The sequence below is a fragment of the Flavobacterium sp. genome, assembly GCF_044373165.1.
GTDB lineage: Bacteria > Bacteroidota > Bacteroidia > Flavobacteriales > Flavobacteriaceae > Flavobacterium.
On sequence record NZ_JBILQL010000003.1, the window covers coordinates 23,861 to 44,118 of the forward strand.

Below are 20,258 nucleotides of genomic sequence, written 5' to 3' on the forward strand. Positions count from 1 at the left end.
TAGATTAGTTATATAATTATTTGCAAGAGCCACGTTTTTTTACGTGGCTTTTGTTTTTATAAAAATTTTCCCCTTAAATTTTTTTGTCTCTGCAATGAATTGTATTTTTGATTCATGAAAAAGCCTTCAAAGTCAATAATAGTCAGGATTTTAAAGATTACAGGAATCACTTTCGGATCTATCATCCTTTTGTTGTTTTTGATACCAATTCTATTCCCCGGAAAAATCGCTGAAGAAGTAAAAGGATTTGCCAATAAAAAACTAAACGGTGAACTCGATTTTAAAGAAGCCAAGCTTTCTTTCTTTAATCATTTTCCGTCGTTAACTTTAACACTAACAGATTTTTCTTTAAAAGGATCAGCCCCTTACCAAAAGGAAACTTTACTCTCCGCCAATGAAATGGCCTTCGGAATCGATATCAGTTCTTTGATTTTTGATAAGAGTGTTGTAATTGATAAGGTTTTTGTGTCCAATGCTTTAATGAATGTTAAAGTGAATGCCAAAGGCGAAGCCAATTATAACGTTTATATTTCCGGAGAAAAAACCACTAAAAAAGACACTACCGGCAATACTTCACTTCGCCTTGATAAAATTGCTATCGAAGACAGTCACTTGGTATACAATGATCAATCAACTAAAATTTTAATCGACGCCAAAGGGTTTAATTATATAGGCAACGGCGACTTAGACCAAGCCATTTTTGATATCTATACAGAAGCAGAAATCGAGAATTTTGATTTTACGTACGATGGACAACAATACCTGAAAAACAAAAAAGTCAAAGCCGATTTGATTACCAAAATCAACACCAATTCCTTGGCCTTTGTCTTCCAACAAAACAACTTAAAAATCAACAAGCTTCCGGTAGAATTCAACGGTAAATTCGATTTCCTCAGCAATGGCTATGATATGGATTTTAATATCAAATCCGAAGACAGCAAGCTCAACGATTTCTTCACTGCATTGCCACCGGCTTATGTAACCTGGTTGGATAAAACCAAAGTCAAAGGCAGCACCGATTTGTCTTTTACTCTAAAAGGGAAATACATCGCTTCTAAAAATCAAAAACCCGATGTGGCGTTCAACATGAAAATCAGAGACGGTTTGATAGCCTACAAAGATGCTCCATTTCCGGTGTCGAATATCTTCTTAAATTTTGACGCCAAATTACCGGCATTAGACACCGAAAAACTAAAAGTCAATATCGATTCTGTTTTCTTCAATGTCGATAAAGATTTCGTCAAAGCCATCATCAAAACGGAAGGATTGTCGAAACCCAATATCAACGCCAGAATCAATACCAAAATCGATTTGGCCCTAATGGACAAAGCTTTCGGTTTGGAACATATGGATTTGCGCGGCATCTTAAACATGGATATCAAATCCAAAGGTGTTTACGACAAGAAGAACAACAAAATTCCGGTAACCAACGGGAAAATCAACTTCAAAAACGGTTACGTCAAAACCGATTATTACCCAAATCCGATTCAGAAAATCAATGTAGTGGCGACCATTTTAGACCAAAAAGGTTCGTTGGAAGATTTGAACATCAACATTACGCCGGCTTCTTTTGAATTTGAAGGCAAACCCATTTTTGTCAATGCCAAGTTGCAAAATTTTGAAAATATCAAGTATGATATCAAAGCCAAAGGCGAATTAGACTTGGGCAAAATCTATAAAGTATTTTCTCAAAAAGGATTGGAATTGGAAGGCTATGTCAATGCCGATGTGTCTTTCAAAGGTTCACAAAATGACGCCATGAACGGCCGATATGCCAACTTACAAAACCAAGGCACTTTGAAGTTGAAAAACATCAAAACCACTTCGGAATATTTACCCAAACCGTTTATCATCAAAGAAGGTACTTTTGTATTCAACCAAGACAAAATGAACTTTAATGATTTCATGGCGGCGTATGGACAGTCCGATTTTAAAATGAACGGCTACCTGCAAAATGTAATTGATTTTGTTTTGACCGATAAAGCCATCCTGAAAGGGAATTTCCAGTTGCATGCGGATTATATCAATGTGGATGAGTTTATGATGCCAACCACAACACTAACCGTTGCCGATTCCACCAAAACAACCGAGCCGATTGTTGAAACCGGAGTGGTGGTAATTCCGTCTAATTTTGATTTGCAGTTTAATGCTATTGCCAATAAAATCAATTTTGAAGGATTGGCGATTGACAATTTGAAAGGCCAAATGAAAATCAACAAAGGCCAATTGGAACTCAAACAATCCGGCTTTGATTTAATAGGTTCCAATGTCAAAATGGATTTGGTTTACGGAAGCCAATCCACAGAGAAAGCCTTTTTCGATTTTAAAATTCTAGCCAAAGAATTCGACATCAAACGCGCTTATAACGAGGTGAAAATGTTCCGAGAAATGGCTTCCGCAGCCGAAAGTGCCGAAGGAATTGTTTCCTTAGATTACAAAGTAGCCGGGATTTTAAACAATACCATGCAGCCGATTTATCCATCGTTAACCGGTTCAGGCGTTTTATCGGTGAAGAAAGTCAAAATGAAAGGCTTTAAAATGTTTGGTGCCGTAAGTAAAAAAACAGGCAAAGACGCTATCAAAAACCCTGATGTGTCTCAAGTAGACATCAAAACTACCATCAAAAACAACATCATCAATATTGAGCGTTTCAAATTCAAAGTGGCCGGTTTCCGTCCACGAATTGAAGGCCAAACCAGTTTTGACGGTAAATTGAATATTAAAATGCGTTTGGGATTACCGCCATTCGGTATCATCGGTATTCCGATAAAAGTAACCGGAACCCAAGACGAACCTAAAGTGCGTTTAGGCAAACAAACCGAAGATTTACAAGAAACCGAATACGAAGGCGAAGTCCCGCAACCGATTACTGCGGAACCAAAACCACAATAATTTCTACTTTTTTTTGGAGCACAAATTCAAACGCTATAACTTATCTTTGTAGCTCATAAACTTTTATTTTTCGATATGAATAATGCAGTTGCCGGTTTTTCCAAATTGTCCAAAGAAGAAAAAATCAATTGGATTGCCAACGAATATTTCAGTAATCCTAACGAAGCGATTACTACTATCAAACAGTATTGGAACACCGATGTCAAGTTGCAGCAATTGCATGATGAATTCATAGAAAATACCATTACCAATTTCTATTTACCGATGGGGATTGCCCCTAATTTTCTCATCAATGGAAAGTATTATGCCGTGCCAATGGTCATTGAAGAAAGTTCGGTTGTGGCTGCTGCAGCCAAATCAGCAAAGTTTTGGAGCACGCGTGGCGGATTTAAAGCTACGGTTTTGAATACTCAAAAGATAGGACAAGTTCATTTTTTGTTCCAAGGCGATACCGCTAAGTTGCAAACTTTTTTTGATACAGTAAAAGCAACTTTAATCGATTCGACGGAAAGCATTACCAAAAACATGCAAAAGCGTGGTGGCGGAATTTTAGGATTGGGACTTCGAAATAAAACAGCGGAATTAGCCCATTATTACCAATTGCATGCCACTTTTGAAACCAAAGATAGCATGGGTGCCAACTTCATCAATTCGTGCTTAGAGCAATTGGCAAAGTCTTTAAAAGAAGCCGCGCAAAATTATGCAGCATTTAACGAAGCCGAAAAGAACCTTACCGTTGTGATGAGTATTTTGTCGAATTATGTGCCGAATTGTATAGTGCGCGCTGAAGTCTCTTGCAAAGTTGAGGACTTGGCCGAAAAGAAGATCGAAAACCCAAAGGAATTTGCTGATAAATTTGTTCAAGCAGTTCGCATAGCCGAAATTGAACCGTTCCGGGCCGTAACACATAATAAAGGAATCATGAATGGAGTTGATGCTGTGGTTTTAGCCACCGGAAACGATTTCCGCGCCGTTGAAGCCGGTGTTCATGCTTATGCCTCCCGAAACGGACAATATGCTAGTTTGTCTCATGCCAAAATAGAGAACGGTATTTTTACTTTTTGGATGGAAATTCCGTTGGCATTAGGAACCGTTGGCGGATTGACCTCATTGCATCCGTTAGTAAAAATGGCTTTGGAAATATTAGGAAAACCCTCTGCGCCGGAGTTGATGCAAATTGTTGCCGTTACCGGATTGGCCCAAAATTTTGCAGCCTTACGTTCTTTAACCACTACCGGAATTCAGGAAGGACACATGAAAATGCACATCAATAATATCCTGAATCAATTTCAAACTACACCGGAAGAACGAAATAAGATTAAAGCCCATTTTGAAAACAATACGATTTCACATGCGGCTGTTGTTTCATTCATTGAAAATTTAAGAAAATAATCTTTTGAAGAAAACCTTTTACAGCAACGGAAAATTGTTAATTACCGGAGAATATTTGGTTCTCGACGGCGCTAAAGCCTTCGCTTTACCTACAAAATACGGTCAAAATTTAATTGTCGAACAAGGGTATAACAATACCATTCAATGGAAGAGTTATGACAGCGATGGCAGTATTTGGTTTGAAGATAACATCCCGTTTGACGCCATAGTTAGTAATGAACGTCATGATGATGCAAAAAGTATTAAAAACACTTTAATAGAGATTCTCCATGAAGCTTATCTGATGCATTCCGATTTTATTACCACTTCAAAAGGATACCAAATTAGTACCGAATTGACGTTTCCCAAATCATGGGGTTTAGGAACTTCTTCTACGTTAATTAATAATATTGCTCAATGGTTGCAAATAGATGCGTTTGAGCTGTTAAAAAGAAGTTTTGGCGGTAGTGGTTATGATATTGCCTGTGCCCAAAATAACGCCGGGATTTTGTACCAAATTGTTAATGAAAAACCGGTAGTGGAAATTGTTGGGTTCAACCCAAAGTTTACGGATAAAATCTTCTTTGTTTATTTGAATAAAAAGCAAAACAGTAAAAATGCTATTGCGTCTTATTACAACAACCAAGCGGATATTCGCAAAACCATTCCTGTCATCAATGCGCTTACACAAACAGTAGTGGCAGCGCAACATCCCAAAGAGTTTGCCTTGGCATTAGCGCAACACGAAATAGAGTTAAGTAATATTTTAGAGTTGGCTACGGTTAAAGAAACGCTCTTTGAAGATTTTGATGGTGTCATTAAAAGTCTCGGTGCTTGGGGTGGCGATTTTGTGTTGAGCATCTCCAAAGAGAATCCGACAGGATATTTTAATGAAAGAGGATTTGACATCGTGATTCCTTATCACGAAATGATATTATAAAAAAAACCTGTCTGAAAAGACAGGTTTTTTTATGCTTTTATTGCTATACTATTAATAAAAAGTAGCTCTGTTGTCTACGATATCAGCATCGTTTTTCAAGGCTTGCATAAATCTGCCGGCATTGCCTAAAACTTGTGGTTTTAGTTTAGCTACATATTCTTTGTAATCTTTAACAGCTGGAGCTTTAGTTACCGTTTTGGTTACCAATACATACACTCCTGAGTTTCCGTCAATTGGTTTAGAAACTTGACCCGCTTTAGAAGAAAATGCTGTTCCTACTACTTTTGGTTCAAATCCGGCGCCGGGCACTGATGGACTTTCAATAGTTAAATCTACTGCATTGACTACAGTAACTTTGTTTGAAGCAGCGATAGCGTTTAAAGAACTACCATTCATTTTGGCTTTGATCATTTCCGCTTTTTTCTTGTTTTTCAATAGGTATTCAACTTGAGGACGTGCGTCTTCTACAGCCATTAAACCTTTCTCGTTGATTTTTTTCAATTTCACAATGATGTGACCAACATTTACTATTTCAAAACGTTTTACACCATTAAGATCAGTTTCTTTGTCAAAAGCCCATTTTACAATTTGTCTTTGGTTGCTTATCGGACCAAAACTTTCGTCAATAGCTTTTACTCTTACAGAAGGACTTACCGTTAACTTCATTTCTTTGGCTAAAGCAGCGAAGTCTTTAGAAGCGGCATCCATTTCAAACTTAGTCGCTTGAGTGTATATTTTATCGGTAGTAGCTTCCGACGGTTCAATTTTTTGAGCAATGGTGGCCAAGCGAACAGCATCTTGCTTATCTGTTACATTGATTACGTGGTAACCGAATTCTGTTTCCACTAAACCAATTTTTCCAATAGGATTATTGAACACAAAGTCATTAAAAGGTTTTACCATTTGACCCGGTGAAAAATAGCCTAAGTCACCACCTTGTTGCGCTGAAGAATCATCAGAGTTCGACATCGCTAACATCATAAACATTGATGGGTTGGCTTGTGCTTGTGCCAATAAACCTTCAGCTTTTGCTTTTGCTTGCTCTTTGGTTCTTTTTTCTTTTTTGTTCGGAACTTGCGTGCCTTCCCAACTAATTAAGATGTGACTTGCTTTAGATTTGGCACCTGCTTTTCTGCCTAACGCTTTCGAAATACAGTAGTAGTTATTGAATTGGTAAGGACCGTAAATTTGACCAGTTGCCAATGAGAACAATTGTTCAGCATGTTCTGCCGGTAAATCTTGTTTGGCAATATAAGTAGAGTCAAAAGGGATATCAGAGTTCATGTTTACAAACTCAGCGTTGTTTATAGTGGCATTGAAACCCGGAATCGTATCGTTTTTGCCGTCTTTGTATTCAATACGAGTAGATAACAAACTGTTGATTTTGTTTTTGATTTCAGTTTCATCTGCTGCAGACGGTTTGTCTTCAATTAAAACGTATTCAATTTCGCGTGACTCTTCGGCTTTGAATTTCTTTTCTTTGGTTTTCATGTAAGCCACAATCTCTTCATCAGTGATTTTAACATCGCTGTCTTTGATAGAAGAGTAAGGAACTGTTACGAAGTCAAAGGAAACTTTATTCATTTCTGCTTCGTATTTGAATTTACCTTCTGCATTTGTGGTGAACAAAGCACCTTTAACCAAAGTGTTGTAAATTTGATATTTTGCATTCAATTCAGCATTTTTCTCTCTTTCTTTAAAAGCATTCATTCCTTCCGGATTGGCTTTGAAATAATCTTCGAATTTTTTCTCATCAAACTTTCCGGCTGCATTTTGAAATGCAGGGTTTTGTCCGATATTCGGATCTGCTTTGAATACTTCCATAATGTGCTTTTTACCCACACGCAAACCAAGTTTTTCAAATTCAGCAGAAAGTAACGCAATGCTTACTTCTTGATTCCAAATTTGGTTTGAAGCTTGGATAGCACTCATCGGTTGACCGTTTTGATTGTTTTTTTCAAGGTTAGCTACTTTGAGTCTGAAGTCTTCATAAGCAATATCTTTTCCATTTACACTTCCAACTTCTCTCGGTTGTCTGTTAAATCCGCCACTTTGAATTGCTTCCCCTATAATAAATGCGAATAACGCAAATCCAATTGCCAATAAAAGTAATCCTGAGCGATTTCTAATTTTTGATAAAACTGCCATTTTTATTCTTGTTAAATTTTATTTCAGTTTGCGAAAATACAATTATCTGTGAAATAATAACAATGACCAAGTTATAATTTCAACTATTTTTTAATTTTTTTACATAAATCAATCCAATACTGCTAATTTGACCAATTCGATTTTCTTATTTGTAGCTTCTTCTATAGTGAATTGAAAATTTTCAATGGAAATTTGTTCCCCTTTTTGAGGGATTTCTTTGGAAAAATCAACAATAAATCCACCTAAAGTACCGTACGAATCACTTTCGGGAATATTTAATTTATAGGTCTCATTAAGATAAGCAACCTCAAGTCTTGTTGAGAACAAATAAGTGTTCTGGTCGATTTGCTTTTCTGTCAATGCCTCGTCGGAATCATGTTCATCTTCAATTTCCCCAAAAAGTTCTTCTACAATGTCTTCCATGGTAATGATACCGGAAGTTCCGCCATATTCATCTAAAACTACAGCAACACTTTTTCGCTTTTTGGTAAGCAGGTTCATCACATCCTTAATGAAGATGGTTTCAGGAACAAACTCCACCGGAATCATAATTGACTTGACGCTTCTTGGTTTTTTGAAAAGTTCGAAAGAATGGACATAACCAACAATGTCATCAAGGGTGTTAAGATAAACCAATATTTTAGAATAACCTGTTTCGATAAAAAGCTGACGTAAATCAGCCACGGAACTGTAAAGGTCTACGGCTACTAATTCGGTGCGAGGTGTCATGATATCGCGTGCTTTAACGCCTGAAAATTCTAATGCATTTTGAAAAATTTGAATTTCAGAGTCAACTGATTCGTGATCGTCTACAGCATTCATTTGTTCCGAGATGTAATTGCCTAATTCTATCTTGCTGAAAGAAAGCGTGATTTGATCACCGTCGGTTTTAAAAAAATGTTTTAGTATATAATCAGATATCCAAATGATAAAAGATGAAATATAGTAAAACAGCCAATAAAAGAAATAGGCAGGAACCGCAAAAAACTTTAGAAAACTGTTGGCGTAGATCTGAAAAAAAACTTTTGGCAGAAACTCTGATGTGATTAACACTATAAGAGTTGACACCAAAGTTTGCAGTAATAAATTGGATAAGTCGGTAAGTTGTAAGCCTAAGTTTTCAAACCAACGCATTAATAAATCACCCGTAAAGAATCCGTAGATTACCAGAGCAATATTGTTGCCCACCAACATAGTAGCGATGAACTTTGAAGGTTTTTCGGTGAGTTTGGTCAGGATTTTTGAAATAAAGTCATCTTGCTTTTTTTCTATTTCCAGATAAATTTTGTTGGCAGAAACAAAAGCGATTTCCATACCGGAAAAAAAGGCGGAAAGGATCAAGCATACAATGATGATTCCGACCTCCATGGACTATGATTTTTTGTTGCGTTCGGCAAATTTCTTGGCGTAATTTCTTCGGAAGAAAAACATAAAAACGCCAACAAAAGTAAAGATTGCCATTATAATGGCTTTGTTTGTTTCTCCGGCTTGGTATTGAGTGAAAGCTTCAACTGCAAATAAAACAGCAGCAATTAAATAGGCGTATTGTGTAAATTTTAGATAATTCATAACTATTCTGATTGGACTTGTCCGGATATTTTTTGTGAGTTTACTTTTTTAAAGTCTTTGCTAAAGTCGATTCCTTCTCCGTAAGAAACACCTTTTGGTGAAGTAAATTTAAACTTTTTTTCGGTAAAAAACCATTCGTTTTTTTGATCGTAATACAATTGCTCGGTTTCCAAAAGTTCACCGTTTTGGTTGGAGATTTTAACATCGCCTTGCAAATCAATGATATTGGTGGTTTTGTGCGAAATAGCATATTTGGCATCAATGTATGTTTGCTTGCCGTTTTTGTCAAACAATGTCAAATGCATCCCATTAGGAAATTCAGTGAACGGGTATTCAACAGTAGCATAATCAAGCATTTTCGGACTGATTAAATTGGCCGTGATTCGTCCGGAATCAGTATACTTTAAATTGATAGAATCCGCATCTCCGCTTGGTGTAAATTCGGACACGCCCATTTTTTGCACTTCTTTAAAATTGCCTTCGCAAGAAACAATCAGGAGGCAAAAAAGGACAGCAATCAGTAGAAGACTATTTCTTAAAAACACAGGCATTATTTGGACGGAAAAGTAATGGTTTCATTAATCCAACAGCCTATGGTTAGCGCTTTGCCATTCATTTTTTCTTGGCTGATATCAGCAGCTGTCAATGCTTGAGGGGCAAAATCTTCCGCCATTTTATCAGCTGCGGCTTTTAATTTAGGGTCGGCAAGGGCTGCTTTTTTGGCGGTTTGAGCAGCTAAGGTAAATACAGCTTTCTTTTCAAAATCTGTTTTACCGCATTCTTCAGCACTGTAGGAATAGAGTTGCGCGATGAAAAGGTGTGCTCTTCCCATTTTCGGGTCGAATTGTAATGCTTTGTTTAAGGTTTCTCTCGACTTAGGCATGTCATTCGCCAATAAACCGGTTCCCAAAGTAAAGTAGATTTTTGCCTTTTCAAGTGGATTGGTTTCTAAATCGGCTGCTTGGTTGTAAAATTGTACTGATTCTTCAAACTTTCTTTGTTTCAAGGAGGCTAATGCCATAAAGTAAGCTGACTTAGAAGTGACTTTTAAAGCGTGCAATTTTTCTGCCATGGTGTTAAAAATCGGCTTAGCACTACACTTAGCAGACATATTGGTCAGTGCAGTAGTTAGCCAAGTTGTATTGTCTTTGTTGGCGTTGTAATTTTTATCAAAATAAGCCTCCAAATTGTCACAACTTACCAAATCTTTTGCCAATGCATTAATGCCGCGTTGCGCAGTTTTGTAATCATTGGTGTTTTCGACTTCAGCATTTTGAAGTTCTGTCAATAATGAATTAACTAAAGTATACCTGTCTAAAGTAGTATCAGCATTGTATTTTGCGTCACCTGCTTTGTGTTTTTCGTAGCACATGCTAAAAAAGGTATAGATGGCATTGGCATCTTTAACCTCTTTAGCCGCTTTGGCAAATCCACTTTCCATCAAAAGCAGTATTTCGCTTTTGGAATCTATTTGATTGTTGTGCAAAGCCATGGCTTTGTTAACTTCATAAGCCGGAATTGCATTGGGAAAATTTTTGTAAAATTGATCGTAAAGGTTCAATACTTCTCTGACTAACTTTTCTTTGTTTTCTTGATTAGCTGCATTGTCAATTTTGTATTGTAAAATGGTCAATCCATCGGTATATAAAGCGTCACTTTCTTTGGGACATTTTTTACTGACTTCAGACCAAACATCATAGGAAGCACCAAAATCTTTGGCTTTGAGAAGCTCTTGATATTCTTTTGCTTTGGTTGCACAATCGTACTTTTGCGCTTGGCATATTGTTAAAACCAATAGACTCAAAAAAGAAAAAAGTGCTTTCATAAAGACAAGAATTTAGTCAAATTTACGTTTTATAAACCATTTATCGCTAAAGGATAAACCAACACTGATGTTGAAGTAGTTTTCTTCTACTAAATTATAATAAGTTGTACCGCGTTTACCGTACTCAAAATTGATGTTGATGTTCGAAAAGGTACCGCCCAAAGGCAACCCGAATCCTAAATTCATAGCTGCATCAGTAATGGATTTATTTTGCAATACCAAACCGGTATTTTCGTATCTCAAACCGGCACGGTAAACAATCTTTTTATGATATCCTGAGAAAGAATTGTAATTAGGAATAAAATAACCACCGAGTACATAACGAGTTGAGTTTTCAAAAGTAGCCTCTTCGATATCTGTGAATCGGTTTGTAACTACACTATTGTTAATGAGAGTAACTTCTCCGCCTAACATCCATTTTTTTAATTGCCCAATGCCACTTCCTAATGTAAATTTTGAAGGCATTTTTATTTTTGTGTCATTAACTTCTATGTCCTCAGATTGGACAACACTAACTGATCCGGAATTTAAAAATTGAATCAGTTCAATGCTTCTCGAATTGTTTAACCTTAATTCTGATTCGGGTGTGTATATTAAGCTACTGAAAAAAGATAATTTTTGAGTCAATTTTGTTTGATAGGCCAATCCAAAGTCAACATTAAATCCTTGTACGTCTGAAAAATTATTTTCACGAGTACCATATTGAACATTTTCTAGGTATCTTAAACCTGTTGTTTCAATGGTACCAAAATTATATTGAGCATTGGCACCAATAGTAAGGCTTTTGGTCATTTTATAACCAAGACCGGCAAAAACTTTGTTTACGCCACCAATACCAACGTGTCTTGAAAAAATGGGCGTTTCATCATCCGTAAGGGTTTGAATTTTGTAACCAACAGAGGAATAGGGCATAAGACCAAAACCTAATCCGAATTTTCCAATCGGAATTCCAACAGCCAAATAGTCTAAAGAAGTTCTTCGGGCTTTGCCTTCGGAGGTTTCAGTTTGAAGTCTTGTGGTCGCATAAGTACTACCAACAGCAAATGAGGTTAGTTTTAAACTGGCTAAATGTGCCGGATTTTGAAGGTTTAAATGGATACTGTCTGAAAAAACAGTTAAGCCACCCATTGAACGTGTATCTACAGCACCTTTAAATTTTATATCGCCTATTCCGTAAAAAGAGTAGGGAGAAGAGGTTCCTTCTTGGGCTAAAGATGTCAATGAAAAAAGTAAGCTGAAACTTACTACAATTTTTTTAATCATTTTGATTGTATTGAAATGTTTGGTTCAAACTTTCCAATAGAAAATTTGAATTGGCAAATATGGTATTTTTTAATCGTTTAGCCAAAAAATCTGCGTCGCCTCCCGTTAAAATTATGATAAATTTAGCGTATTGTGACTGATACTCATTGATAAACCCGTCAATTTCATGTGCAATACCATTTACTACACCGGAATGTATAGATTCGTTGGTGGAATTACCGATTTGATTTTCAGGTTGTTTTTTATCCAGTAAAGGCAGTTTGGCAGTAAATTGATGCAACGATTCGTAGCGTAACCTTATTCCAGGAGAAATCGCTCCACCCAGATATTGGTTTTGCTCATTAATAAAGTCGTATGTAATGCAAGTGCCCGCATCGATTATCAATCGGTTTTGATCCGGAAATTGCAAAACCGCTCCGGCGGCTAAAACCATACGGTCTATTCCCAATGTTTCAGGGGAACTGTATAAATTTTGAAAAGGGAATTTACACTGTCGAGAAATGAAGTAAACCTTGAAATGGTTTTTAAGGTAATCGAAGGTATTTGGATTCAAATGTCCCACCGACGAAACAACTACTACTGCGGTTTTAGGGTATAGTTTTAAAATAAAATTTATTTTTTCGACAACTTCTTGGTGTTCGAAAAAAAATACTTCTAAAAGAGTATTGTGTTCAAAGACAGCGCTTTTAATTCGGGTATTCCCAACATCGATGGCTAAAAGCATGGTAAGGTTTTTAATGAGGCTAAGGTACGAATAGATTTTTTTTATTATTTGTTTTGGATAAATTAAAAATCATTCTATATTTGCACCCGCAACACAGTAGGCATAGCCATCGGTGTAAAGTAAAATAAGGTATCTTAGCTCAGTTGGTAGAGCAATGGACTGAAAATCCATGTGTCCCTGGTTCGATTCCTGGAGATACCACTTTAAAACCCCGATAAGAAATTATCGGGGTTTTTGTTTTCAGCAATTTTGCAAGTAAAAAAGCTTCACAAAATTGCATTTAACATTAAAATAAGAGGTCAATTGTAAAATTTTCACTAAAATTGACATCTTTAACCAGTCATTATAACAATGAAATCGAAATCAGTTCTAGTCCTTTTGCTATTATCCGCTTGGGTAACAGTAGCTCAACAAAAAATTAGTGTAGAAGAAATTTACGGTGGTGTCTTCAGAGCCGAAAACATGGAAGAACTTTTCGCTATGAAAAACACCAATCAGTATGCTGTTTTGAACTTTGACAGAAGTACGCGCAGCATGCAAATTGACTTATACGACTTTGCCACTCTTAAAAAAGTAAATACAATTATCGATACCCAAAAATTCCCTGAATTAGCTAGTGGTATCGATAGTTTTGTTTTTAGCGCTGACGAAAAACAGTTGCTTTTGGCTAATAATACCAATCCGATTTTCCGCCATTCGTTTACGGCAGATTATTTTTTATTCAATTTAACCACTCAAAAACTCACCAAAGTATTAGAACAAGTTCAGGAACCAACTTTTTCTCCTGACGGAACTAAAATTGGCTTTGCTAAAGCCAACAACCTTTACATTTATGATATTGCTTCAGGAAAAACAACGCAAGTGACAACCGACGGCAAGAAAAACAGTATCATCAACGGAATTACCGACTGGGTTTATGAAGAAGAATTCGCCTTCGTTAGAGCTTATGATTGGAGTGCCGACAGCAAAAAATTGGCTTACATTCGTTTCGATGAAAGCGAAGTGCCGGAGTTTTCGATGAATATTTTCAAAAAAGACTTGTATCCTACTGTAGAAACTTTCAAATACCCAAAAGCCGGAGAGAAAAACGCTTTGGTTTCTTTGCATATTTATGACCTGGCTTCGAATGCTGCCAAAACTGTCAATTTGAATAATTATAAGGATTTCTACATTGCCCGTTTAAAATGGACTAACGATGCTAATATCCTTTCAGCACAAGTATTAAACCGTCATCAAGACAATTTAGATTTGTTGTTTGTGGATGGCAATACCGCTACAGCCAAGGTAGTTTTGAATGAAAAAGACAAAGCTTATGTGGATGTAACCGATAATCTTACCTTTTTGAAAGACAACAGTTTTATTTGGACTTCCGAAAAAGACGGTTATAATCACATTTATTTATACGACAAAGCCGGGAAGTTAAAAAATCAAATTACCAAAGGACCATGGGAAGTAACCGCTTACTATGGTTTTGATGAAAAAACGAAAACGGTTTTCTATCAATCGGTGGAAAATGGTTCCATTGTTCGCGATGTATACCGAATTGGATTAGACGGAAAAAATAAAGTAAAGTTGTCCAGTCAAATTGGAACTAACAATGCTACTTTCAGTCCTAATTTCCAATATTTTATCAACGCTTACTCCAGCGTAAGTCAGCCTACCGTTCACACCTTAAACAATGCTAAAGACGGCAAATTGATTCAAACGATCATCGACAATAAAAATTTAGCGGAAAAAGTAAAGAAATACGATTTGCCGGCTAAAGAGTTTTTTGAATTAACGACCGAAAAAGGACATAAGTTAAACGCCTGGATGATCAAACCGAAAGATTTTGATACTTCCAAAAAATATCCGGTTTTCATGTTTCAATATTCCGGTCCCGGTTCACAGCAAGTAGCCAATCAATGGTTGAATGCCAACGATTATTGGTTCATGATGTTGTCGCAACAAGGCTATATTGTTGCTTGTGTGGATGGAAGAGGAACCGGTTTTAAAGGCGCTGAGTTTAAAAAGTGCACCCAAAAAGAATTAGGAAAATACGAAGTAGAAGACCAAATTGATGCCGCTAAAGTCATCGGAAATTATGCCTATGTGGATAAAACCAGAATCGGTATCTTTGGCTGGTCTTATGGCGGATTTATGAGCAGCAATTGTTTGTTTAAAGGTGCAGATGTTTTCAAAATGGCTATTGCGGTTGCTCCGGTTACGAACTGGAGATTCTATGACAGTATTTATACCGAAAGATACATGCAAACACCTCAAGAGAACGCAAGCGGATACGATGATAATTCGCCTATTAATCATGTGAGTAAATTGAAAGGTAAATTCCTTTTAATTCACGGAACCGCCGACGATAACGTTCATGTACAAAACACTATGCAAATGGTGGAAGCTTTGGTACAAGCCAACAAACAATTCGACTGGGCCATTTATCCCGACAAAAACCACGGGATTTACGGAGGCAAAACCCGAATCCAGTTGTACAATAAAATGACCAATTTCATCAAAGAAAATTTATAATCAACCAATAAACTAAAACCAATTTTATGAGTGAAACTACAGTAAAAACAGGCCATCCAAAAGGACTTTGGGTGCTATTCGGGACCGAGATGTGGGAACGATTCAACTTCTACGGAATGCGAGCGATTCTGACCTTATTCATGGTGAATTCATTATTGATTAAAGAGGCAGATGCAGCTATTATTTACGGTGGATTTTTAGCGCTTTGTTATTTAACACCACTTTTGGGAGGATTCATCTCAGACAAATACATAGGTAACAGATACAGCATTATGTTGGGTGGAACTTTAATGGCCATCGGGCAGTTTTTGTTGTTTATCAGTGCTTCTACCTTTGATTCCAGTATGGGTAGTGCTAAAATGTTCATGTGGATAGCCTTGTTTATTATCATCTTTGGAAACGGTTTCTTTAAACCAAATATTTCTTCAATGGTGGGTAGTTTGTATCCAAAACAAGAAAAAAATAAATTGGATTCCGCTTTTACTATTTTCTACATGGGAATTAACATCGGCGCCTTTTTAGGGCAGTTTATTTGTCCGTGGGTTGGAGATGTTAAGGATGCTGAAACCGGGGTTCGTGATATTTTTGCTTTCAAATGGGGATTCTTGGCAGCTTCAATTGCCATGATTATCGGAACAATTACTTTCTTTTTGTTGAAAAATAAATATGTAGTTACTCCGGAAGGTCGACCAATTGGAGGTTTGCCTAAAAATAATACGGCAGACGATTATGAAGAAGGAGAAACACAAACAGCACAATTCACCGGTAAATCAATCGGTATTGCTTTCGTTTTATTCGCGGCTTTGTTTTTTGTTTTCCGATACATTTTGGTGGGAGAATTTGGTTTTACTTCCGTAGAAATGGGGCAGTTGATTAAGGGTATTATTTATCCGTTTATTTATTCTGCCGGGATTTCACTAGCTTATTTAATCATGAGTTCAGCTGAGACCAAAATTGAAAGACAAAGAATTTGGGTGATTTACATAGTTTCATTCTTTATTATTTTCTTCTGGGCAGCCTTTGAGCAAGCCGGTTCGTCTTTGACCTTTATTGCAGATAACCAAACGGACAGAAATATTTTCGGTTGGAACATGCCGCCTTCAATGGTTCAAATTTTTAACGGAATTTTTGTGGTGATGATGGCTTTGCCTTTCAGTTTATTATGGGACAAACTCAGAGCCAACGGAAAAGAGCCGGTATCACCTTTAAAACAAGCCATAGGTTTGGCCTTGATAGCATTGAGTTATTTCATCATTGCACACAATGTAAAAGATTTAGGGAATTCAGGGTTATTGGCCATTAAATGGTTAATGTTATTGTACTTTATCCAAACTTTAGGGGAACTTTGTTTGTCACCTATTGGATTGTCTTTAGTGGGTAAATTGGCGCCAAAAAGATTTGCGTCTTTATTGTACGGAGTGTTCTTTATCTCAAATGCGGCCGGTTACGCTTTAGCAGGTTCCTTAGGAGCTATCATTCCTGCTACGGGTGATAAATTTGCCAAAGCAGAAAAACTAGGCATCAACTTACAAGATGTTTTGGATAAAAAAATCACTTTGACTCCGGAACAAGTTGCCTTGTTTGAAAAAGAACAATTGCCTCTTGAAAACACTACATTTGCCGGTTTTGAAATTCACAACTTGTATGAGTTTTTCATGGTGTTTGTTGTATTGTGTGGTATTGCAGCCATTATATTGGCATTGTTATCACCAAGATTGAAGAAAATGATGAACGGCATCACTTAGGTATTACATATTAAAATATTTTTATATCTTTCAAACCTACAAGTAATCCTTGTAGGTTTGTTTTTTTAAATCGAAAAAATTATGTGGAAAAGTCATCCTAAAGCACTGCCTTATTTGTTTTTATCCGAAATGTGGGAGCGATTCGGTTACTATTTAATGATCGGTATTTTTACCTTATACCTTAAAGATGTCGAGGCCGGATTTGCCATGACCGAGAAAGAAGCGTCCGATTTGTACGGTACTTTTATTGCCTTAGTTTTCTTAACTCCTTTTATTGGTGGATTGGTCGCCGATAGGTATTTTGGCTATAAAAAGTCAATTGTAATCGGCGGATTGATGATGGGAACGGGTTATATGCTGATGGGAATTCATGATATAACGATGCTTTATATAGCGATGACTTTGGTCATTCTGGGTAACGGATTCTTTAAACCCAATATCTCTACCCTTTTAGGGAATTTCTACAACGACGAGCAATATAAGGATAAGAAAGATGAAGGTTACAACATTTTCTATATGGGAATCAACGTAGGAGCTTTCATTTGTAATTTCTTTGGAGCAGCGTTACAAATATTACTGGGCTGGCAATACGCCTTTATGGCTGCCGGTGTCGGGATGTTTATAGGCGTGATTGTTTTCTTAATGGGAACCAAACATTATGGTGATAAAACAGAGAAAAAAGGCGTACAAGAAGGCGACATGCCTTTCTATAAGATTGTATTATTTATCCTTTTACCTTCTGTGATTTTTGGAGTAATTGGCTGGTTGATTAAAGGTGTGCAATCTGAGACAAATTTGAACAGTTATATTTTTGGTTCTGACAGTACAGATGCCTTTATTTTTGCTTGTATACCGGTAATTTTCTTCTACGGTAGTTTGTATTTCAAAGCCAAAACGGAAGACAAGCGTCCTATAGGTGCTTTATTAGCCATTTTTGCGGTGGTTATTTTATTTTGGGCTGTATTCAAATTGAATGGTTCCGCACTAAATACTTGGGCCGACCGTTACACCGACAGAGAAATTACCGGGACAACCCAAACAGTTTTCAATGGTTTAAAACTAGCCAAAGAAATCGAATACAAAAAGGATACAACCGAATTGTATGACGCCGGATTCCGACTTCAAAAAGAGAATGGCGAAGTCAAAAAAGTGGTAGATTATCCCATTTATTTCAGAAATGTAAAAGAGGAAAAGAAACCCGAAGAGGGAAGTAAAATCAGTATTTGGGCCACTAATTTGAGTCAGTCTATCAATCCGGGTTGGGTAATCATTTTAACCCCGTTGGTAGTGGCTTTTTTCACCTTTTTGCGCAGTAGAAAAAAAGAGCCGAGTACACCAACTAAAATTGCTTTCGGCCTATTAATCTCAGCTTTATCAGTATTGGTTATGGTAGCTGCCGTTCATATTGGTAATAATGGGACTGAGAAAGTTTCGGTTTGGTGGTTGGTAGCCAACTATGGTGTAATTACTATTGGAGAGTTATTTTTGAGTCCGATGGGATTGTCTGTTGTATCTAAACTTTCTCCCAAAAACATCACTTCTTTAATGATGGGCGGTTGGTTTTTATCCACTTCTATCGGGAATAAAATGTCGGGCGTTTTAGCCAGTTTGTGGGATACTTATGATGACAAAGCCAATTTCTTTTGGGTCAACTTTGCTTTGTTGATGTTTGCCACCTTATTGATGTTTGCTTTGCTGAAACAGTTGAATAAAGTAATGAAAGAAAAAGGAATTAATTAAGATGACAACAATAGAGGAAATTCAAAATTTTAAAGGAAAGTATCCAAAGCAACTTTGGTATTTGTTCTTCAGTGAAATGTGGGAACGCTTTTGTTTCTACGGCATGCGCGGGATGTTGGTTGTTTTCATGGTGCAGCATTTGGCCATGAATGAAAAAGTAGCCAATTTGCAATATGGGGCAACCCAAGCTTGGGTGTATGCCTTTACATTTATTGGCGGGTTGTTTGCCGATAAAATTTTAGGCTTGAGGAAATCGCTTTTTTGGGGCGGTATTTTAATGATTATCGGCAGTGTGATATTGGCCGTAGACCCTAAAAGTTTCTTTTTTATCGGATTGGGTTTTACCATAGTAGGGACCGGTTTTTTTAAACCTAATATTTCTTCCATGGTAGGACAATTGTACAAAGACGGTGATCCCAGAAGAGATGCCGGATTTTCCTTCTTCTACATGGGTGTAAATTTGGGGGCTTTAATTGGCGGATACATTTGTATTGCCGTAGCCGAAGGGTCACTTTGGAAATCTTTAGTTCCTGAAAATTTAAGATGGAATGTAGGTTTCGGATTTGCTGCAATAGTAATGATTATCAGTTTGCTAACCTTTACTCAAACTCAAAAAAGCCTTGGAAATATAGGTTTGTCACCTTTGATGAATTTAGAGCAGTCGAAAAGAAAATTATACGAAATACTAACTTTTGTGGGTTCTTTGGCCATTGTACCAATCATCATCATCATGGTGGCCAACACAGAGTATACAGATTATTTCATGATGGTTATAGGACCGGCTTCGATTTTGTATTTGTTTTATGAAATGAAGAACTTCTCCATAGTCGAGAATAAAAAGTTGTTAGCGGCTTTGGTTTTCATCATTTTCTCTATTTTCTTTTGGGCTTTTTTTGAGCAGAGTGGAGGTTCCTTAAGCTTGTTTGCCGCCAACAATTTGAACAATGAAATTTTAGGTTTAGAACTCAGCCCTAACGGGGTGAATAATTCTGCCAACTCTTTGTTCGTTATCGGATTTGCTGCACTAGTAGGTTTGGTTTGGTTGTGGATGGCCAAAAGAAAAATCGAACCGAACACCGTTATAAAATTTGGTTTAGCCTTTATATTCTTAGCGGCTGGTTTTTGGATTTTCTATTACACAAAATTCTTTGCCGATGTTAATGGAAGAACCTCATTGGGGATTTTCACATTCGGCTGGTTCATCATTACCTTCGGAGAACTTTGTTTGTCGCCGATCGGTATGTCAGCCATGACCAAACTATCACCCCAAAAAACACAAGCTGTAATTATGGGGATGTGGTTTTTGGCGAGTGCTTACGGTCAGTATTTTGCCGGATTGTTGGGCGCCAACATCGCTGAAGCTTCTGAAAACGCCTCCAATTTAGAAAAATTAAACACTTATGCTGAGGGTTATCAGCAATTGGCAATTTATGCCTTAGCCGCGGGAATCTTACTAATAGCCATTTCACCATTAGTCAAAAAATTAATGCAAGATGTAAAATAGTCGACAGTACTTGGTAT

General features: G+C 37.0%; 14 protein-coding genes and 1 tRNA gene. 8 read left to right on the forward strand and 7 right to left on the reverse strand.

Annotated elements, in window-relative coordinates; genetic code table 11:
- The first annotated feature begins 114 nt into the window (after positions 1–114).
- From ACIQ32_RS00910 to ACIQ32_RS00920, 3 genes are all read left to right on the forward strand, one after another.
- Complete coding sequence (locus ACIQ32_RS00910; protein ID WP_396193765.1) at positions 115–2,892, forward strand: AsmA-like C-terminal region-containing protein; 2,778 nt, start codon at positions 115–117, stop codon at positions 2,890–2,892.
- Positions 2,893–2,967: 75 nt separating this feature from the next.
- The gene (locus tag ACIQ32_RS00915) at positions 2,968–4,284 is read left to right on the forward strand and encodes a hydroxymethylglutaryl-CoA reductase, degradative (RefSeq protein WP_396193766.1); all 1,317 of its coding nucleotides are present in this window, start codon (positions 2,968–2,970) and stop codon (positions 4,282–4,284) included.
- A 4-nt stretch (positions 4,285–4,288) separates the two neighbouring features.
- A complete protein-coding gene (locus ACIQ32_RS00920) occupies positions 4,289–5,203 on the forward strand; it encodes a GYDIA family GHMP kinase (protein WP_396193767.1) in 915 nt (304 codons plus the stop codon).
- 51 nt (positions 5,204–5,254) lie between these two features.
- Here the strand turns inward: ACIQ32_RS00920 and ACIQ32_RS00925 are convergent, their stop codons facing one another.
- The 7 genes from ACIQ32_RS00925 to ACIQ32_RS00955 form a co-directional block, all read right to left on the reverse strand.
- Positions 5,255–7,351: a peptidylprolyl isomerase gene (locus tag ACIQ32_RS00925; RefSeq protein WP_396193768.1), complete on the reverse strand. Its 2,097-nt coding sequence runs from the start codon at positions 7,349–7,351 to the stop codon at positions 5,255–5,257.
- Between the two features lie 108 nt (positions 7,352–7,459).
- Positions 7,460–8,719 carry a hemolysin family protein gene (locus ACIQ32_RS00930; RefSeq protein ID WP_396193769.1) on the reverse strand — a complete coding sequence of 420 codons (1,260 nt, stop codon included), beginning with the start codon at positions 8,717–8,719 and terminating at the stop codon, positions 7,460–7,462.
- 3 nt (positions 8,720–8,722) lie between these two features.
- On the reverse strand, positions 8,723–8,920 hold the full coding sequence (locus ACIQ32_RS00935; protein WP_396193770.1) for a hypothetical protein: 198 nt from the start codon (positions 8,918–8,920) through the stop codon (positions 8,723–8,725).
- Between the two features lie 2 nt (positions 8,921–8,922).
- Complete coding sequence (gene lptC, locus ACIQ32_RS00940) at positions 8,923–9,471, reverse strand: LPS export ABC transporter periplasmic protein LptC (protein ID WP_396193771.1); 549 nt, start codon at positions 9,469–9,471, stop codon at positions 8,923–8,925.
- On the reverse strand, positions 9,471–10,745 hold the full coding sequence (locus tag ACIQ32_RS00945; RefSeq protein ID WP_396193772.1) for a hypothetical protein: 1,275 nt from the start codon (positions 10,743–10,745) through the stop codon (positions 9,471–9,473). The genes lptC and ACIQ32_RS00945 overlap by 1 nt, the downstream gene beginning before the upstream one ends.
- 12 nt (positions 10,746–10,757) lie before the next feature.
- Positions 10,758–12,008 (reverse strand): hypothetical protein, encoded by a 1,251-nt coding sequence (locus tag ACIQ32_RS00950; protein WP_396193773.1) that lies wholly within the window; start codon positions 12,006–12,008, stop codon positions 10,758–10,760.
- Positions 12,001–12,732, reverse strand: coding sequence for a type III pantothenate kinase (locus tag ACIQ32_RS00955; protein ID WP_396193774.1), 732 nt, complete (start codon positions 12,730–12,732; stop codon positions 12,001–12,003). Before ACIQ32_RS00955 ends, ACIQ32_RS00950 begins: the two co-directional genes overlap by 8 nt.
- Before the next feature lie 128 nt (positions 12,733–12,860).
- Between ACIQ32_RS00955 and ACIQ32_RS00960 the strand changes: the two genes are divergently transcribed.
- From ACIQ32_RS00960 to ACIQ32_RS00980, 5 genes are all read left to right on the forward strand, one after another.
- A tRNA-Phe gene (locus tag ACIQ32_RS00960) sits at positions 12,861–12,933 on the forward strand.
- Positions 12,934–13,083: 150 nt separating this feature from the next.
- Positions 13,084–15,252 carry a S9 family peptidase gene (locus ACIQ32_RS00965; protein WP_396193775.1) on the forward strand — a complete coding sequence of 723 codons (2,169 nt, stop codon included), beginning with the start codon at positions 13,084–13,086 and terminating at the stop codon, positions 15,250–15,252.
- A 26-nt stretch (positions 15,253–15,278) separates the two neighbouring features.
- On the forward strand, positions 15,279–16,997 hold the full coding sequence (locus tag ACIQ32_RS00970) for a peptide MFS transporter (RefSeq protein WP_396193776.1): 1,719 nt from the start codon (positions 15,279–15,281) through the stop codon (positions 16,995–16,997).
- Positions 16,998–17,078: 81 nt separating this feature from the next.
- Positions 17,079–18,737 (forward strand): peptide MFS transporter, encoded by a 1,659-nt coding sequence (locus ACIQ32_RS00975; RefSeq protein ID WP_396193777.1) that lies wholly within the window; start codon positions 17,079–17,081, stop codon positions 18,735–18,737.
- A gap of 1 nt (position 18,738) precedes the next feature.
- The gene (locus tag ACIQ32_RS00980; protein ID WP_396193778.1) at positions 18,739–20,241 is read left to right on the forward strand and encodes a peptide MFS transporter; all 1,503 of its coding nucleotides are present in this window, start codon (positions 18,739–18,741) and stop codon (positions 20,239–20,241) included.
- Positions 20,242–20,258 lie beyond the last annotated feature (17 nt).

Bases quoted from the DNA above. Each gene is read 5' to 3' on its own strand.
- ACIQ32_RS00910 (WP_396193765.1), top strand. From the start codon at position 115: ATGAAAAAGCCTTCAAAGTCAATAATAGTCAGGATTTTAAAGATTACA.
- ACIQ32_RS00915 (WP_396193766.1), top strand. From the start codon at position 2,968: ATGAATAATGCAGTTGCCGGTTTTTCCAAATTGTCCAAAGAAGAAAAA.
- ACIQ32_RS00925 (WP_396193768.1), bottom strand. From the start codon at position 7,351: ATGGCAGTTTTATCAAAAATTAGAAATCGCTCAGGATTACTTTTATTG.
- ACIQ32_RS00930 (WP_396193769.1), bottom strand. From the start codon at position 8,719: ATGGAGGTCGGAATCATCATTGTATGCTTGATCCTTTCCGCCTTTTTT.
- ACIQ32_RS00935 (WP_396193770.1), bottom strand. From the start codon at position 8,920: ATGAATTATCTAAAATTTACACAATACGCCTATTTAATTGCTGCTGTT.
- lptC (WP_396193771.1), bottom strand. From the start codon at position 9,471: ATGCCTGTGTTTTTAAGAAATAGTCTTCTACTGATTGCTGTCCTTTTT.
- ACIQ32_RS00945 (WP_396193772.1), bottom strand. From the start codon at position 10,745: ATGAAAGCACTTTTTTCTTTTTTGAGTCTATTGGTTTTAACAATATGC.
- ACIQ32_RS00950 (WP_396193773.1), bottom strand. From the start codon at position 12,008: ATGATTAAAAAAATTGTAGTAAGTTTCAGCTTACTTTTTTCATTGACA.
- ACIQ32_RS00955 (WP_396193774.1), bottom strand. From the start codon at position 12,732: ATGCTTTTAGCCATCGATGTTGGGAATACCCGAATTAAAAGCGCTGTC.
- ACIQ32_RS00965 (WP_396193775.1), top strand. From the start codon at position 13,084: ATGAAATCGAAATCAGTTCTAGTCCTTTTGCTATTATCCGCTTGGGTA.
- ACIQ32_RS00970 (WP_396193776.1), top strand. From the start codon at position 15,279: ATGAGTGAAACTACAGTAAAAACAGGCCATCCAAAAGGACTTTGGGTG.
- ACIQ32_RS00975 (WP_396193777.1), top strand. From the start codon at position 17,079: ATGTGGAAAAGTCATCCTAAAGCACTGCCTTATTTGTTTTTATCCGAA.
- ACIQ32_RS00980 (WP_396193778.1), top strand. From the start codon at position 18,739: ATGACAACAATAGAGGAAATTCAAAATTTTAAAGGAAAGTATCCAAAG.